General features: G+C 60.5%; 14 protein-coding genes and 1 riboswitch. Of the genes, 3 read left to right on the forward strand and 11 right to left on the reverse strand.

From position 1 onward, the window contains the following. Positions 1 to 3: 3 nt before the first annotated feature. The 5 genes from cobJ to G6L01_RS08755 form a co-directional block, all read right to left on the reverse strand. Complete coding sequence (gene cobJ / locus G6L01_RS08735) at positions 4 to 1,842, reverse strand: precorrin-3B C(17)-methyltransferase (RefSeq protein WP_071206444.1); 1,839 nt, start codon at positions 1,840 to 1,842, stop codon at positions 4 to 6. After that, positions 1,842 to 2,576 carry a precorrin-2 C(20)-methyltransferase gene (gene cobI / locus G6L01_RS08740; protein WP_070164961.1) on the reverse strand — a complete coding sequence of 245 codons (735 nt, stop codon included), beginning with the start codon at positions 2,574 to 2,576 and terminating at the stop codon, positions 1,842 to 1,844. Before cobI ends, cobJ begins: the two co-directional genes overlap by 1 nt. Further along, positions 2,573 to 3,799, reverse strand: coding sequence for a precorrin-6y C5,15-methyltransferase (decarboxylating) subunit CbiE (cbiE, locus tag G6L01_RS08745; protein WP_070164962.1), 1,227 nt, complete (start codon positions 3,797 to 3,799; stop codon positions 2,573 to 2,575). The genes cobI and cbiE overlap by 4 nt, the downstream gene beginning before the upstream one ends. Further along, on the reverse strand, positions 3,792 to 4,463 hold the full coding sequence (locus tag G6L01_RS08750) for a precorrin-8X methylmutase (protein ID WP_070165152.1): 672 nt from the start codon (positions 4,461 to 4,463) through the stop codon (positions 3,792 to 3,794). The genes cbiE and G6L01_RS08750 overlap by 8 nt, the downstream gene beginning before the upstream one ends. A 995-nt stretch (positions 4,464 to 5,458) precedes the next feature. Beyond that, positions 5,459 to 6,784 (reverse strand): sirohydrochlorin chelatase, encoded by a 1,326-nt coding sequence (locus G6L01_RS08755; protein ID WP_070165153.1) that lies wholly within the window; start codon positions 6,782 to 6,784, stop codon positions 5,459 to 5,461. 335 nt (positions 6,785 to 7,119) lie between these two features. Between G6L01_RS08755 and G6L01_RS08760 the strand changes: the two genes are divergently transcribed. The 3 genes from G6L01_RS08760 to G6L01_RS08770 all read left to right on the forward strand — a co-directional run bounded on the left by G6L01_RS08760 (position 7,120) and on the right by G6L01_RS08770 (position 8,511). After that, the gene (locus G6L01_RS08760) at positions 7,120 to 7,905 is read left to right on the forward strand and encodes a TSUP family transporter (RefSeq protein WP_070165154.1); all 786 of its coding nucleotides are present in this window, start codon (positions 7,120 to 7,122) and stop codon (positions 7,903 to 7,905) included. A 64-nt stretch (positions 7,906 to 7,969) separates the two neighbouring features. Continuing rightward, positions 7,970 to 8,218 carry a type II toxin-antitoxin system ParD family antitoxin gene (locus G6L01_RS08765; protein WP_070164964.1) on the forward strand — a complete coding sequence of 83 codons (249 nt, stop codon included), beginning with the start codon at positions 7,970 to 7,972 and terminating at the stop codon, positions 8,216 to 8,218. After that, positions 8,215 to 8,511, forward strand: a complete 297-nt coding sequence (locus G6L01_RS08770; RefSeq protein WP_070164965.1) for a type II toxin-antitoxin system RelE/ParE family toxin — start codon at positions 8,215 to 8,217, stop codon at positions 8,509 to 8,511. The genes G6L01_RS08765 and G6L01_RS08770 overlap by 4 nt, the downstream gene beginning before the upstream one ends. Positions 8,512 to 8,562: 51 nt before the next feature. On the opposite strand, the gene cobO is transcribed toward G6L01_RS08770, so the two are convergent. From cobO to G6L01_RS08800, 6 genes are all read right to left on the reverse strand, one after another. Then, the gene (gene cobO / locus G6L01_RS08775; RefSeq protein ID WP_070164966.1) at positions 8,563 to 9,207 is read right to left on the reverse strand and encodes a cob(I)yrinic acid a,c-diamide adenosyltransferase; all 645 of its coding nucleotides are present in this window, start codon (positions 9,205 to 9,207) and stop codon (positions 8,563 to 8,565) included. Beyond that, entirely contained in the window at positions 9,204 to 12,986 is a 3,783-nt protein-coding gene (gene cobN, locus G6L01_RS08780) for a cobaltochelatase subunit CobN (RefSeq protein WP_070164967.1), read from the reverse strand. Before cobN ends, cobO begins: the two co-directional genes overlap by 4 nt. Before the next feature lie 3 nt (positions 12,987 to 12,989). After that, a complete protein-coding gene (gene cobW, locus G6L01_RS08785; RefSeq protein WP_070164968.1) occupies positions 12,990 to 14,063 on the reverse strand; it encodes a cobalamin biosynthesis protein CobW in 1,074 nt (357 codons plus the stop codon). Positions 14,064 to 14,066: 3 nt separating this feature from the next. Then, on the reverse strand, positions 14,067 to 14,594 hold the full coding sequence (gene cobU, locus G6L01_RS08790) for a bifunctional adenosylcobinamide kinase/adenosylcobinamide-phosphate guanylyltransferase (protein ID WP_070164969.1): 528 nt from the start codon (positions 14,592 to 14,594) through the stop codon (positions 14,067 to 14,069). Between the two features lie 4 nt (positions 14,595 to 14,598). After that, entirely contained in the window at positions 14,599 to 14,901 is a 303-nt protein-coding gene (locus G6L01_RS08795; protein ID WP_070164970.1) for a hypothetical protein, read from the reverse strand. A 140-nt stretch (positions 14,902 to 15,041) separates the two neighbouring features. Next, positions 15,042 to 15,424: riboswitch (cobalamin riboswitch) on the reverse strand. Positions 15,425 to 15,488: 64 nt separating this feature from the next. Beyond that, positions 15,489 to 15,947 carry a hypothetical protein gene (locus tag G6L01_RS08800; RefSeq protein WP_234891820.1) on the reverse strand — a complete coding sequence of 153 codons (459 nt, stop codon included), beginning with the start codon at positions 15,945 to 15,947 and terminating at the stop codon, positions 15,489 to 15,491. Positions 15,948 to 16,189 lie beyond the last annotated feature (242 nt).

Genomic DNA, 16,189 nt, shown 5'->3' on the forward strand with positions numbered 1-16,189 from the left:
AGATCAGCCTCTATTAGCCATCGCCGTACCCGCCTTGCCGGAATAGCCGCGCGGCGTGTAAACCCAGGTCTTTCCGTCACCGGTTTTGACGGTGCGGCTTTCTGACGAACCGACGATGACCACCGTCAGCATATCGACATCATCGACATTCAAGCCAGCCAGTGGCACCACCCGCACCGTCTCGCCAGGACGGCCAAGATTGGTGGCGAGAATGACCGGTGTGTCAGCCGGGCGATACGTGAGGAGCTGGTCGCGGGCATAGGCCAGCTGCGTGCGCCGCTTCATCGACACCGGATTGTAAAAGGCGATGACGAAATCGCCCTCGCCCGCCGCCCTCACCCGGCGCTGGATATGCTCCCAGGGCGTCAACAGGTCCGATAGCGAAATGGTGCAGAAATCATGGCCAAGCGGCGCGCCGATCCGGGCGGCGGCAGCCTGAAGCGCGGAAATGCCCGGCGAAACCTGCACCTCGATCCGCTGCGCGCCCGCAGAAATTCCGCCCTTGTCCAACAGCTCAAACACCAGCGTCGCCATGGCATAAATGCCGGCATCGCCGGAACAGACCAGCGCCACCGTCTTGCCCTCGCCCGCCAGTTCCATGGCATGGACCACGCGGGCTTCTTCCTTGCCAAGGTCGAAATCATGCCGCGCCTTGCCATCAGTGAGCGATCCCAGCAGGTCGAGATAAAGCGAATAGCCAACGAGATCACTCGACGCGGCCACCATGCGCGAGACTTCCGGCGAGCGCCAGCCTTCCGACCCCGGCCCGATGCCGACCACGAACAATGTCCCACGGGCGCGGCCAAGGTTTTCGACTTTGATGGGCTGTGCGCTGCGGCCAAGCGCAGCGGTGACGCCTTTCGATTTGATCTTGGGCAGAACCAGCACCCCATCCGAACCGGCCACCACCAGCGCAGCACCCTCCGCCACGCCGTGGCAACCGACTTCGGCAAACACCACGTCCGATGGATTTTGCATCCGGGGCCATTCCTGTTCCAGCCGCTCGGCGGAAAAGAACCGGGCGGGCACACCGAAATGCGCGGCCACCGCATGGATTGCCGCCTCATCGGCTTTAACGTCAATCGAGGCCACGGCGGCAAGGCTTTCGGCGGCAAGACCCGATATATCCAATGCCTGCTGCGCCAGGGCAATCGCCTCTTCAACGGAGGCATGGCGCTCGCAACCCATGCCCAGCACCAGGGTATTCGGGTGATAAACCAGTTCCAGCGGCCCCGCCGTTCTGCGCTGATCGGTGACGGTCAGCGTCACCTTGCCCTCGTCGTCAAAGGCAAGGCGGGACGCCGCCAGCCACTCCGCATCGCCAACCAGACGGACACTTGCCCCGGCCACCAGTTCGGCCATGACGGTCTTGGCCTGTTCGGGATTGGCCAGCACATAGCCCTCAGGCGGCACATCCAAAGCCACACCAAACCGCAGATCACCCGCCGTGGTAATTGCCGCATGGGCATCCAGGGCCTTAGCCACCGCTCGCGCCATGTCATTGGCACCGTGATGGCCGCCCAGCAGTGGCACGACGGAAGCGCCATCCTCGGACACGCAGAGCACCGGCGGTTCGGACTGTTTGTCGGCAAGCAATGGGGCCAGCAGCCGGATCAAGGCACCCGATGCCATGACAGCAATGATCGGACGGCCCGCAGAAAACAACGCCCGGACATGGCTTTTCACATCGTCAAAGGTCTGATCAGCCCCTTCCACACGGGAGGCGGCGGCGTGAACCTCACCGCCAACGGCCTCGACAATGCGCCGCGCCAAGGCCAGCGCCGTTGGCATCAGAATGACAATAGCGGGTTTTGTATTGCCGGTTTTTTGGGGCGTCGTCATCAAAGTCTTTCCGTTTGCGGAGCCGCACTGAGCGCCCAGCCCTCTGCCCCCTTGTAAATCAGGATCATCGAGAAATACGGGGCAACATATTCTGCGACATCGCCCAGCGGCAGCAGGCGCTCGCTTTGCAGCGACACCCGCTCGACATAACCGGCATTTGCCGTCAGGCCCATGGCGTCGATCAGTGCTCGAATGCGGGGGAAATGCCGTCCCAGTTTAATGATGGCGACGGCAGAGGCGCTTTCGATCCGGCTGCGCAGGACATCATCCTCCAGCGGGCCTGGCAACACAGTCAGCACATCGTTGCGGGCCGCCAGCGGTCGGCCATAGGCAGCGGCGGCGGCCATCATCGACGAGACGCCGGGAACGACTTCGGTCGGATAGCGATGCGCCAGCCGCTCGAACAGATACATGAACGAGCCGTAGAAAAACGGATCACCCTCGCACAGCACCGCCACATCCGAACCAGCATCCAGATGATGCGACAGGGTCACAGCGGCAGCGTCATAAATTTCCTGGGCCGGATAGCGCTCCACCCGCATCGGCACGATCATAGGCACCTCAAGCTGGTCGGCCCGCAGATAGGGCGCGGCAATCTGACGGGCAAAGCTTGGGCCGGTATCCGGTGCCGGATAGGCAATCACCGAAACGGAGGTCAGGATGCGATGCGCCTTCAAGGTCATCAGTTCCGGATCGCCGGGGCCAAGGCCCAGACCATAGAGTTTACCCGTCATTTGGAAACACTCCATGTTGTCACCGGCATCAGCGATTTCCAGCCGCAGAACCGACCGACGGGTGCTGCGCGCGACACGGAAATCCGGCTCATCTCACCGCCATGCAGGCCGCGCAACGTCACAAGCTGTGCCTCGCCTTCCAGCGTCACGGCATTGGCGACCAGCCGTCCGCCTGGCTTCAGCGCCTGCCAGCAGGCCTCAAACAGACCTTCAGTGTTGATGCCGCCGCCGATGAAAATCACATCCGGCGGATCAAGCTTCAGCAGTCCCGCCGGTGCTTCGGCCTCGACAATCTCCAGATCCGGCACGCCCAGCACCTCGGCATTGTCGCGCATCATCGCCAGCCGCTCGGGCTTCGGCTCGATTGCGATAGCACGGGTGCCCATGCCAGCGCGCAACCATTCAATGGCGATGGAGCCGCAACCGGCACCGACATCCCAGAGCAACGCATTGGGAAACGGTGCCAGATGTGCAAGCGTTACCGCCCTCACCTCACGCTTGGTCAATTGCCCATCGTGACGGAAGGCATCGTCCGGCAGGCCCGGCACCGGCGAGAGAATCGTCCCTGCACCGGCGCAATCTACGGCCAGCGTGTTGAAATCGGCAATCCCCGGCAGCTGCGCCAGCAGGTCTTGTGCGGTGATGTGCAGAATGCGCTCCAGCGCACCGCCCATATGTTCCAGCACATGCAGCATGGACGCCCCAAAGCCGCGCCGCACCAGCAGGTCGGCAGCCTCGAAAACCGTTTCGGCATTGGAGGTCAGGGCGAGGATTCGCGCACCCGGCAGCACATGCCGGTTGAGATAGGACAGCGGGCGGCCATGCAGCGAAATCTGTGCCACACTTTGCAAGGGCCAGCCAAGCCGGGCGGCGGCCAGCGAAAAGGCCGAGGGGCTGGGCAGGACCCGCATTTCCTCTGGCTGCACATAGCGCCGCAGCGTAGCACCGATGCCGAAATGCATGGGATCGCCGGTTGCCACCACCACGACCGGCGTGCCGCGCAGTGCCAGAAGCTGATCCAGCGTTTCGCGAAAACCGGCCCCCCAGGTGAGAATGCGTCGCACATGGGGAATGGCATCGGCCACCGCATGCTCCAACCGTTCACCGAGCACCAGCACCTGGGCTTCGCTGAGATGGGCAAGCTGCTGCGGCGTCAGGCTGGCGAGACTGCCATCACCGATGCCGATAATGGTCAACCATGGATCGCTGGAGGCCTCAGTCATTTGCGCCGAGCCCTCCCGCCAGCGCATTGACCGCAGCCGATGCCATGGCAGAACCGCCTCGCCGCCCTTGAACGGCAATGAACGGCACGCCCCGGCTGTTGGCGGCAAGCTCTGCCTTGCTTTCAGCCGCCCCGACAAAACCGACAGGCAGACCGAGGATCAATGCTGGCTGCGGTGCGCCCTGATCCAGCAGTTCCAGGAGGCGAAACAGCGCCGTCGGTGCATTGCCGATGGCCACGACAGCGCCTTCCAGCTGACCAGCCCAAAGATTGACCTGCGCCGCCGAGCGGGTATTGCCTGCCCAGGCAGCCAGTGGCCGCACCCTGACATCATTGATCAGGCAGATCACTTCGTTTTCCGCTGGCAGAAGACTGCGGATAATGCCGTGCCGAACCATTTCCGCATCGCAGAGAATGGGCGCACCGGCGGCAAGTGCCTTAGCGCCTGCCTCGAACGCGCCTTGCGAAAACACGATGTTATCAGCCAGATCGATCATGCCGCAGGCATGAATCAAGCGGATCACCAGCGGCTGCATGGTGACAGGAAACCGGTCAAGATTGGCCTCGCGCCGGATGGTCTCGAAGGACTGGCGGTAGATCTCGGCTGGCTGGCGGATATAGTCGAGCGCTCGGGTCTGCCTGACCTCTTCCGCTGCGTCATCCAGCTCGCCTAACGGAAGCTCCGCACCTGTTGCGGCCAGATCTTCCATAACCAGATCCTCATGGCCGATGCCCAGCACCCAGCCCTCTTCCTGCGTCGTCACGTCAATCTCCTCATCCGAGAGCATGTGGGGCCGTTCAAACAGCCTCCCCAACATCCCCTCCGCATCGAACCCGGCAAAGGCTACAGCCACCCCGCGTACCTGCACGGCATCCTTCACTTCATTCTCGTGATCCCCCAGCGAAAACAGCGAGGGATAAATTTCCGCCAAAACCACATGATGGTTGCCGCAGGAACTGCCCGGCTGGGCATCGAGTCGCCCAAAGGCACCCTGTCGTTTTTCCGCATTTCCAGCCGTAAAGCCAGTCTCAAACGGCCAGACCGCAATCTTGTCACGGTTCGGATGCCCGTCGAGAAAACGGCTCAGCCGGGCAATGCCCAGCAGGCTCTGGCTGCCGACCGACCCAGCATAGGCCAATTGCCAGACGGATTTTGCGCCGCGCGCATGCCGCTCCGAAAGCCGCATGGTAAAAGGCGCGCTGGTGGGTGCAGCGGGCTTTGTTGCGGGCAGACCGTCTAAATCCAGCGCCTGCGGCCTGCCCCAGAAGCGCGGCTCCCGAGCAAAATAGTCCCGGTTCCAGCGCGCGGCCAGCGCGAAACGGTTATTGGCGTTATCAGCACCGTCTTCAACCTCACGGGCAATGGTGCGCCACAGGCTTTGCCAATCCGCAGCACCCGTCACCCGCGCCGCCGTACCCCTGGGATAACCGAAAGCGAAATCGAAACCGGCCAGCAGGCGCTTGCCCGCCGCCAGCGCATCGCTGACGACGTCCTCAAACCGCGCCATGAAGGCGGCACGGGTGGGGAAGTTTTCCAGCCAGACGATCTCGGGGCCTGCCTCACCGCAATCGACAAGGCAGGCCCAGATGGAATTCTTGCCCGTCACCGGTTTGGCTGCGCCGGACCAGTCCACGATCAAGATGCGGTCGAATAAGGCCATCAGGTCTTCTTCATGGATTTTGGCCCGAGCGGATGATCCGCATGGGGATAAGGCGCATGGGTGTGGCTGTGGGCGTGTCCATGGTCGTGATGGTGGTCATGCGTGTGGTCATGGTGCTCATGTCCGTGATGATCATGCCCATGGTGGTCGTGGCTATGGTCATGACCACAGCCGCAATCCGGCCCGTGTTCGTGGACATGCGCCTTGCCGCTGGACGGCGCATTCATCACCGCTTCCAGCCCGGCATCGGGGCTGGCATTCAGCAAATGCCCGTATTTGCCGCCAAGCGTTGTCGAAGCGCCATAGTCGAAAGCCGGTTGCAGCGGTGCCGGATCGGCATGGCTATGCACCGGCGTCCACGGCAGGCCATGCTTGAGACAGAACTCCTGATCACGGCAGGAGGCGTCGCAATCGCCCTTGCACGGACAGTCTTCCAGCCCGCCGCCAATGCCCTCGACATGATGGTGGTGGCTTTCCTGCGGCTGGCCGATATCGGCCTCAAAGCCTAAAACCTGTTCGCGGTATTTGCACATCTGGCAGTTCATCACCGCAGCGCCTTCGAGGATTTCGCGCACCCGGTCCTGAAAGGCATCCAGCACCAGCGGATGATCGTTGAGATAGCTGGCCTTGACGAACTGGATATCCGGATGGCGGGCCGCCACGTCATCGGTATAGCTGTAAATTCGCTTCACCAGCACGCCGGTAAACAGGAAATAGGGGAAGACGATAATACGCTTGTAGCCCAGCTTGGCGGCATGGGTCAGGCCCGGCTCGACCAGCGGAAAGGTCACGCCGGAATAACAGGTTTCGCCCCAGCCAAAACCCATGCCTTCCCACAGCATCCGCATCACCTTGGTAGCGTTGGAATTGGCATCGGGATCGGAAGAGCCCCGCCCGACCACCATCAGCAGCGTGTCATGCTTATCGACAAAACCCAGTTGCCCATTCGCCTCGTCCACGGCAGCCTGGATGCGGTCACCGGCAGCGCGGATCATCTTCAGGTCGATACCAAGCTCGCGTCCATAGTTGATCACCATGCCGGGGTTCTGCGCCTGATAGGTATTCAGCACGGAGGGAATATCGTTCTTGGCATGGCCCGCGGCAAACAGCATGCCCGGCACGGCCAGAACCCTGGTGACGCCCTTTTCCCGCAGACTGTCGAGGCCCGCCGAGATCACCGGGTTGCAGAATTCCAGATAGCCGTATTCGACCGGCAGGTCGGGATTGCGCGCCTTCAGCCCTTCAGCGATGACAGCGAATTCGCGCGCCGCATTCTGGTTGCGGCTACCATGTCCACAGACCATGATTCCGAGTTTTTCTGCCATGACAAAAGGCTCCATGCTTCGTTTCGTTTTATGTACGAAGCGCCGGAGCTGCCGGTTTTTCCGGCATCTCCTATGGCCTTTGGGACAGCTCCGGAATTGGCCCCCTGGTTGGGTCAGCCGCACCGGACGATTCCAGCCTGTCGAACAGGCGCCGTCGCACATCTTGGCGGGCAGGAATAGCGAAGCGCCCGAGCCGGGTCAAACCGCAATTTCAGCCGAAGACGATCCGCCCACGGTCAAGATCATTCTCACGGAAAATTTTCCTCTCAAACCGATTACCGTTTGGCAGGGAATGCAGTATGAGGCTTGATATTCAACTCTTCTCCGGATTTCCCATGACCGATATTGCCATCCAAGCCCTGATCTTTCTGTTTTTTGCCGCCTTCATTGCAGGTTTTGTCGATTCGATTGCCGGTGGCGGCGGGTTGATCACCATTCCGGCCATGCTGATTGCCGGTATTCCGCCGCTGGAAACGCTGGGAACCAACAAATTGCAGGGCATGTTCGGCTCGGCCTCTGCCACCATCGCCTATAGCCGCAAGGGCCATGTCAACCTGAAGAAGCAATTGCCGATGGCCGCCATGTCGGTGCTGGGCGGCGCGATTGGCGCTGTTATCGCGACCTATGTGCCGGGCGATGTGCTGAAAGCGCTAATGCCGTTTCTGCTGGTGGCAATTGCCGCTTATTTTGCCCTGAAGCCAAATATTTCCGACGTCGATAGCCACCAGCGAATGACGCCTTTCCTGTTCGGCCTGACCCTTGCCCCGCTGATCGCCATTTATGACGGCGTGTTCGGCCCCGGCACCGGCTCTTTCCTGATGCTGGCCTTCGTTTCGCTCGCCGGTTTCGGCATGTTGAAGGCCACCGCCCACACAAAACTGCTGAATTTCGGCTCCAATGTCGGTGCCTTCCTGGTCTTCGTGTTCAACGGCGTGGTTTTGTGGAAAATCGGCATTGTCATGGGCATCGGTCAGTTCCTCGGCGCCCAGACCGGCTCGAAACTGGCAATGAAAAGCGGCGCCAAAATCATCAAACCGCTGTTGATCGTCACCTGCATCGGGCTGGCGATAAAGCTGCTGCTGGACCCGACCAATCCGGTGCGGGTCTGGATGGGGATCTGAACCACGTTGCTATGTTTACAACCATCCACTATATTCATTTTGAATACCGGATAGAGGTTTACCCATGGCAACAACCAGCCTGACACTTGGCCCGCATTGGGAAGGCTTCATCAAGCAGCAGATAAACAGTGGCCGCTATGCCTCTGCGAGCGAAGTGGTGCGCGACGCGCTCCGCGAGTTGGAGGAGCGGGAAGAAAAGCTGAAAATTTTGCGCCATCAGATCGACATGGGCTGGCAACAAGCAGATCGTGGAGAATTTGCAGAGGATTGGTCGCTCAAATCACTCAATGAAAAACTCGACCGCGAACAATGAGCGGCAAAAGCTATCGGGTCACTGAAATAGCACGTCTCGATGTCGAGGATCTCGGTCGTTACACCAACAAAACCTGGGGCAAGCGTCAGAGAAACGATTATCTGCGAGCCTTGTTTAGCAGGTTCGAGTTTCTCGCCGAATTTCCCTATTCGGGGCAAAAGCATGACAACATCAGGGAAGGCCTTTTCGGTTTTTCCGAGGGCGCGCACGTGATCTTTTACCGGATCAATGCTGAGGGGATCGACATCCTCCGTGTCCTTCACCAGCGCATGAGCCTGGAAGAGCGACTGTAACAGCCCCGATCAAATAACAGCGCGCGCGCCAGAATACTCAGTTCTGGGCCATCAGAACTCCACACCCAACTGAGCCTTGATGCCGGAACGGAACGGGTGTTTGACCAGTTCCATTTCCGTCACCAGATCGGCAATCTCGATCAGCTCATCCTTGGCATTGCGGCCTGTCAGCACCACATGGGTCATGGGCGGCTTTTCTTCCGACAGGAAAGCGACGACTTCGCTGAGATCGATATAGTCGTAGCGGATAGCGATATTGATTTCATCGAGCAGCACCATGCTGTTGGCGGGATCGCGGATCAGTTCCTTGGCCTTGTCCCAGGCGGCTCTGGCCATGGCCATGTCGCGTGCCTTGTCCTGGGTTTCCCAGGTAAAGCCCTCGCCCATGGTGTGGAAGGCGCAGAGGTCGGAAAAATGCCGCAGGATCAGGTCGCGCTCTCCAGTTGACATCGCGCCCTTGATGAATTGCACGACCGCGCATTTCTTGTCATGGGCAATATGGCGGAAGATCATCCCGAAGGCTGCCGAGGACTTTCCCTTGCCCTTGCCGGTATGGACGATGACCAGGCCCTTTTCGCCGGTCTTGGTCGCCATGATCTTGTCGCGCGCAGCCTTTTTCTTCGCCATTTTCTCGGCGTGGCGGGCAAGATCGTCCGATGCTGCTGCAACGGCTCCGCTATCGACGGTTTCGGTCATAGGGCATTCTCCAATTGGATCGTCTGTAAAATCTGGGCGTCAGAAATCTGGGACAAATGATATCTCGCCGAATTGCTGCGCGGCGTCCAGAGGCCACGCTCGATGGCTTCCAACAACCGCTGCGACATGTCCTTCAGCGCTGCCGGGTTTTTATCAGTCATGAAAGCCCGCACCCGGTCATCGCCGATAAAAGCCCGGTAAACGGCTTCGAAATGCGGCTGGCGCACGGCACCGGTGGTGGCGGCAAAGGCGAACAGATAATCCACCGTCGCGGCAATTTCAAACGCGCCCTTATAGCCATGCCGCATCACGCCTTCGATCCATTTCGGATTGACGACACGAGCGCGCACCACCCGGCCAATCTCTTCCTCCAGTGTGCGGATGACAGGCTTTTCCGGTCGGGAATGGTCGTTGTGATAGACGGTTGGCCTGCGACCCGAGAGCTGCTCGACCGCCGCCGTCATGCCGCCCTCGAACTGATAGTAATCGTCGCTATCCAGCAAATCATGCTCGCGATTGTCCTGGTTCTGCACCACCGCCTGCACGCCCTGCAAACGCTCTTCGAACAGACCGCGCTCAGCCTTGCCTTCTTCGCCCGCGCCGTAAGCGTAAGCGCCCCAGACCAGATAGGCCTCGGCCAGATCGGCCCGGCGCTCCCAGCCCTTTTCATCGATCAAGGCTTGCAGGCCCGCTCCGTAAGCGCCGGGTTTCGAGCCGAACACCCGGTAGCCCGCCCGGCGACTGGCGGTCTTTTCGTCCAGCCCCTGTTGCTGGAACAAGACTGTTTCAGCCTTGATACGCGCTGCAATCGGGTTATCCGCCGCATCCTCATCCAAAGCGCCAACTGCCCGCACCGCCTTGTCGAACAGGGCGATCTGCTCAGGAAAAGCATCACGGAAAAACCCTGAGATCCGCAGCGTCACATCAACACGCGGGCGACCTAAAATCGCCTGGGGAATGATCTCATAGCCCGTCACCCGGCGCGAGGCGTTGTCCCAAAGCGGCTTGACGCCGATCAGCGCCAGCGCCTGGGCAATATCATCGCCGCCCGTGCGCATATTGCTGGTCCCCCACGCAGTGATACCGAAGGACACTGGCCATTCGCCATGATCCTGCACATAGCGGGCAACCAGCAGTTCGGCGGATTTTTGGCCAAGTTGGTAAGCGGCGGGTGTCGGCACGGCGCGGCTATCGACGGAGTAGAAGTTACGGCCGGTCGGTAGCACATCCGGCCGCCCGCGCGTCGGCGCACCGGATGGGCCGGGAGCGACGAACCGACCGGATAGTCCTTTGAGCAGTCCGGCAATTTCGGCTGGGCCGGATTTGATCACGCTCGGCTTCAGCCGGGCTTCAACCTCATCCAGAACAGCGCTTGTGTTTTGCCAGTCTTCGGGACAGGCAAGCCTGCCTGACACCATGTCTGCTGCTAGCAATTCGATCCGCTCGACCGTATCGCCCTTGGTGCGCCAGGGGGCTAGTGTGACGTTTCTCAGAAGGTCGGGTTGCGGCCCGTCCCAGATATCGGAAAACACACAGTCCAGAGGGTCGAAATCGGCCCATCCGCCAAGCGCATCCGCAGCAATCGCCCGGTGCAGACTGGCATCGCCGCCTTGGCCCCCTTGGCTCTGCCCTTGTCCACGCGGCACCCGCGCCAAGGCCACAACCAGATCGGTCAGCAACCGGCCTTCCGGTGCCTGCCCGAAAATATGCAGGCCATCGCGAATCTGCATTTCCTTGAGGTCGCAGAGATAGGCGTCGAGCTTGGTCAGCTTGACCTCCTCCGCCTCGCCCCCGGCAATGCCTGCATCCTCATCCAGACCAATATCGGCGACCAGATCGAGGATCTGGGTTTTCAACAGGGTAACCCGGCGCGGATCACCGCCCATCGCCTGGTAATATTCATCGACCAGCGCTTCCAGATCCTTCAGCGGACCGTAGCTTTCCGCCCTGGTCAGCGGCGGCGTAAGATGGTCGATAATGACAGCGCTGGTCCGGCGCTTGGCCTGCGTGCCTTCGCCGGGATCGTTTACGATAAAGGGATAGAGATGCGGCACCGGACCCAGCACCGCTTCGGGATAACAGCTCTCACTCAGCGCCAGCGCCTTGCCCGGCAACCATTCCAGATTGCCGTGCTTGCCCATATGGATGATCGCGTGAACGCCAAATGTCTGGCGCAAAAATGCGTAGAAGGCGAAATAGCCATGCGGCGGTACCAGATCCGGCGAATGATAACTGTCCTTCGGATCGATATTATAGCCGCGCGCTGGCTGGATGCCGACCATCACCTTGCCGAACCGCAGCAGCGGCAGCGCGAAACCGTCGCCAGCGAAAAACGGATCGGCCTGCGGTTCTCCCCATCTGTCGCCAACCTCCTGCCTGATTTTGTCAGGCAGCCTCGCGAAAAACCGCTGGTAATCGGCAAGCGGCAAGGTTTCGCGGATCACCCTGCCCTTTACCGCCGCATTGGTGACACCGGCCATCAGTGTCGCCATCAGCGCATCAGAGCTGGCAGGCAGGATGCCGCTGTCATAGCCGTCGGCCTTCAGGGCCTTCAACACTTCAAGACTGGCAGCAGGCGTATCCAGCCCGACGCCATTGCCCAGCCGTCCATCCCGGTTGGGATAATTGGCCATGATCAGGGCGACCTGCCGTTCAGGCGAAGGTGTATGCCTCAGCCGCGCCCAATTGGCGGCCAGACTGGCGACGAAGGCCATGCGGCCCGGGTCCGGGGCATGGCTGACCAGGGTGGTTTCCACCCGCGCATCATAGCGGGCAGCGGATTTGAACGAGACAGCGCGGGTCAGCACCCGCCCATCCACCTCCGGCAGGGCAACATTCATGGCAAGATCGCGGGCACTCAGCCCTTGCATCGATGCGTCCCAGACGGAACGTGGCGACGAGGAAAACAGCGCCTGCAACACCACCGCGCCCTGCTCGTCCAGCACGGTCGAGGGTGCGTCGGCGCCCGGAACAGAAACGGCAAAGCCTGTCGTGTTGACCACCACATCTGGAGCGGCCTGGTTAAAAATCATCCGCAGCGTCTCAACGCAAACGGCATCCTTCAGACTGGCGACAAACACCGGCAAGGCCCGCAACCCCTGTGCTTGCAGCGCCTCAATCATCGCCTCAACCGGCGCGGTCTCGCCGCTCTGGACAAGGGCGCGGTAAAAGCAGAGGGCGACAATTGGCCCATCACCTGCAAGCACCTGCCATGCCTGAACGTCAATCGTCCCTCGCCCCGGCCACCAGAGCCCGGCCTTCAACAACGGCAAGGCCTCTTGCGGTTTTGGTGCATTGGTCAGCAGCGCTTGCGCATAGGACACGAAATGGCTGGCATTGCTATCGCCGCCCTCAATCAGATAGGCCCAAAGCGCCGATAGATCCGGGGCATCCAGGTTTGAAAAAGCCTCCAGCCCGGCATCCGGCTTGTCGTCGCCGGGCAAAACGGCAATTTTGATCCCATGACGGTGGGCGCAGGCGTGCAGCGCTTCCAGCGCATAATGAAAATAGCTGGCCCCACCCAGCGCCCTGACAATGATCAGTTTTGCATGGCGGGCGGTGCGCTCGATATAGGTATCGACCGACATCGGATGTTTCAGCGCCATCAGGCTGGCCAGCCGCCATGTCGCGGTCTCGGCTTGCCGCGTCAGCGCCGCCGCGATGGCGGACAGCTCGGTATCGGCGGCAGACAGAAACAGGATATCCCCCGGCGTCTGGCCGAGGTCTATCGCATCATCCCCGTCGCTGATCGAGCCTTGCTGGGCAAGCAAAAGATGCATGGCTTACGCTGCCGCCCGGATGGCATCGGCAATCGCCGATTGGTCGAGATCATGCAGGCCGATCACCACTAGCCGCGTCGCCCGCTGCTCACCCGACGCCCAGGGGCGGTCGTAATATTGATCGATACGGTTACCGACGGCCTGCACCACCAGCCGCATCGGCTTGCCGGGCACATCAACGAAGCCTTTCAGCCGCAGCACGTCATGTGCTTCGATCACGGTCTTCAAACCATCGACAAAACGGTCCGGTTCGCGCACCTGCGGCAGATCGACAACGAAACTGTCGAATTCGTCGTGGTCGTGATGATGGTCATGCGCCTCGCCGCTGGCATGCAGCGCCTCATGCTCCAGCTCGTGATGGGACTTGCGATTGTCGATATCGGCTTCCGAACCAGCTCCAATGCCAAGCAGCACCATAACCGGCACATCGCCATTCTTCGCCTCGATCAGGGTCGGCTTGCGGCTCATCCGGGCGGTCACATCGGTTCGCACTTTGGCGAGGCCATCGGCATCGAGCAGATCGGTCTTGTTGAGAACGATCAGGTCGGCGCAGGTCAGCTGATCCTCGAACAGCTCCTCGATTGGGCTTTCGTGATCGAGACTGTCATCGGCGGCGCGCTGGGCATCGATCCGGTCGTGGTCATCGGCAAACCGGCCAGCGGCGACAGCGGCGCTATCGACCACCGTCACAACACCATCAACGGTAACGCGGGTGCGGATGTCAGGCCAGTTGAAGGCGGCCACCAGGGGCTGCGGCAGAGCAAGGCCGGAGGTTTCGATGACGATATGGTCGGGCAAGACATCCCGTGCCAGCAGCTTTTGCATGGTCGGCACGAAATCATCGGCAACGGTGCAGCAGATGCAGCCATTGGTCAGTTCGATAATGTCGTCCTCGGTGCAGGTCTCGGCGCCGCAGCCTTTCAGCACTTCGCCATCGACCCCCAGATCGCCGAACTCGTTGATAACAAGCGCGATTTTCTTGCCACCCGCATTCATCAGCATATTGCGGATGATCGTTGTCTTGCCCGCACCGAGAAAACCGGTGATAACCGTGACGGGAATTTTCTTTTGCAACATTGTTCAGCCTTTCATTTTCAGGGGCAGGCCAGCCGCGACGAAGTAAACCTCGTCAGCACTTGCCGCGATCAATTGATGAAGCCGCCCGGCATGGTCGCGGAAATGGCGCGCCATGCGGTTTTCCGGCACAATGCCAAGGCCGACTTCATTGGAAACAAGCACGATGGAGGCGGAAAGGCGCGGCAGCAGATCCGCAAGGGCCGCCGCCTCAGCAGCCATGTCGCGCCCCTCCTCCATCATCAGATTGGTCACCCAGAGGGTCAGGCAATCGACCAGCACCACCCGGCCTGACGCATCGATCTGCCTAAGCGTGTCCACCAGCGCCAGCGGCTCCTCATGCGTCACCCAGAGCGGGCCGCGATCCTGCTGGTGCTGGTCGATGCGGTCGCGCATTTCCTCGTCCCAGGCCCGTCCGGTCGCCAGATAATGACGCTCCAGGCCGGTCTCTGCACAAAGCTGTTCGGCAAAACGCGACTTGCCGGACCGCGCGCCTCCGAGAACGAAGACACGTTTCGAAATTGTCTCTGCCATGGCGTCAGTTTCCACCCGTAGGCGGCGTATAGAGCCCGCTGGAACGCGGCACAAAGCCCGGCCATGCCGATGGGGCAGCATCGGCAGCGGATGGCGCAGAAGACCGCACATCCGGCCTTGGCTGCGACAGCGCCCCGCCAAAGGTGGAATTGGAACCCGGTGGCACCTGGAATTGCTGTTGAGCAGGCCGCTCAGAAGGGCCAGAAGGCGCACGACGAGAAAAGGGCAGCAGCGCAAAAACCAGCGCCGCCAGCACAAGCAGCGCTAAGGCTGCACCTATGCTGCGTGATGACACGAGCGTCATCATGACCTGCCTCCATTGGGCGCAGGCGGCGTAATACAAAACGGCCAAATGACCGTGAAGCGGAGCCTGAAAGGCCCGCGATCAATCTGTTTCGCCACGACAACCTCCGTGCTGGCGTCGGGGATCTCTCCCCCAATTGGGCTTAAAGCCCGTCACGGACGGCAGGTCTCCTGGCTCACAGCGTCAAACCGGTACCATCACGGCACTCGTTCGCAGATTTTCCTCACCTTCCCGGAGTCCACGGCAAAAGCGAAAAGGCGGACGATTCGTAGATAAAGAGGCGTCCAACCCCGGCAGATCGCTTTGCCACTCCAGTGGCTTTTCCGGCCTATCCGCTCACCGCACCGGCCACACCACGCGGCCCGCCATGCAAGGATCTTCAAAACCGGATGGAAAACCCTCGCTGTTCTACAGTCGCGGGGTCGGCTGCGTTTGGCATGCCCTGTCTGGGTCCACGCCTTCGCATTCCCTTTTGCTTTCCAGCCTCAATCTCTTCAGGCCGAAAACCGTCCGCCTCTAGGGTTAGCAGAATGACGTTTGAAGTCAATCTGCAAGCCATGAGCCATCGCTCTCTCGTGTCTTGGTACCCGCTATAGTTTTGGTGCCGTGAGCGAAAACAGCGAGCGTATCCGTGCTGAAATTTCTTCTGCCAGGCTTTCAGGGCCGAGCGTCGGGTCATTGGTAATGGTCAGCACCTTGAACGCGCCTTGGGCGACCACATCACCAGTCTCGACCGAGGCGGCACTGATTTTTACTTCGGCTTCGTTATGCCGCTTGTCCAGCCCAAGCCCGCTTTCCATCGTCTCAACCCTGACCGTCAGAATCACCCGCGGCAGAGCCTCGCTGCGCACCGTGGCAGCAACGGCAGAAGACAGTCGCCGCTCCACTCCCTGAACCAGGGCCAGCGGCACTTTTGGACCCGCCAGCACGGTGACTGCGCGAATATCATAGTAAAACTTCTTCGGCGCTGATGGAAACAGCCCGGCCATGCACCCGGCAAGCGCCATGCAGATCGATAGAAAGGCAAAAACGCGCAAATACCGTAGCAAGGTCAAACTCCGCACAAAGATATGGCACGGACCATCAAAGCCAGAGCTTGCCGCAAGCTTACGCTATAAGTCCGCAACGGAGATAGGCGTGATGAAGGCGGTTTGACGAATTATACCGCCTTTTGCTAGTCACAAAGCAGGGAATGTTGCGCAAAATGAAATATGCGCTGGATTCTTCTTAAACAAACCCATTATGGGACCGTTTTGTGCCTGAAGATCGGCAATTCCACACCCTCTCACCA

The sequence above is a fragment of the Agrobacterium vitis genome (assembly GCF_013337045.2).
GTDB classification, from domain to species: Bacteria; Pseudomonadota; Alphaproteobacteria; order Rhizobiales; family Rhizobiaceae; genus Allorhizobium; species Allorhizobium vitis_B.

Coding starts and splice junctions, on each gene's coding strand:
- cobW (WP_070164968.1), bottom strand. CDS start 14,063: ATGTTGCAAAAGAAAATTCCCGTCACGGTTATCACCGGTTTTCTCGGT.
- G6L01_RS08755 (WP_070165153.1), bottom strand. CDS start 6,784: ATGGCAGAAAAACTCGGAATCATGGTCTGTGGACATGGTAGCCGCAAC.
- cobO (WP_070164966.1), bottom strand. CDS start 9,207: ATGACCGAAACCGTCGATAGCGGAGCCGTTGCAGCAGCATCGGACGAT.
- cobN (WP_070164967.1), bottom strand. CDS start 12,986: ATGCATCTTTTGCTTGCCCAGCAAGGCTCGATCAGCGACGGGGATGAT.
- cobI (WP_070164961.1), bottom strand. CDS start 2,576: ATGACGGGTAAACTCTATGGTCTGGGCCTTGGCCCCGGCGATCCGGAA.
- G6L01_RS08760 (WP_070165154.1), top strand. CDS start 7,120: ATGACCGATATTGCCATCCAAGCCCTGATCTTTCTGTTTTTTGCCGCC.
- G6L01_RS08770 (WP_070164965.1), top strand. CDS start 8,215: ATGAGCGGCAAAAGCTATCGGGTCACTGAAATAGCACGTCTCGATGTC.
- G6L01_RS08795 (WP_070164970.1), bottom strand. CDS start 14,901: ATGATGACGCTCGTGTCATCACGCAGCATAGGTGCAGCCTTAGCGCTG.
- cobU (WP_070164969.1), bottom strand. CDS start 14,594: ATGGCAGAGACAATTTCGAAACGTGTCTTCGTTCTCGGAGGCGCGCGG.
- G6L01_RS08765 (WP_070164964.1), top strand. CDS start 7,970: ATGGCAACAACCAGCCTGACACTTGGCCCGCATTGGGAAGGCTTCATC.
- cbiE (WP_070164962.1), bottom strand. CDS start 3,799: ATGACTGAGGCCTCCAGCGATCCATGGTTGACCATTATCGGCATCGGT.
- cobJ (WP_071206444.1), bottom strand. CDS start 1,842: ATGACGACGCCCCAAAAAACCGGCAATACAAAACCCGCTATTGTCATT.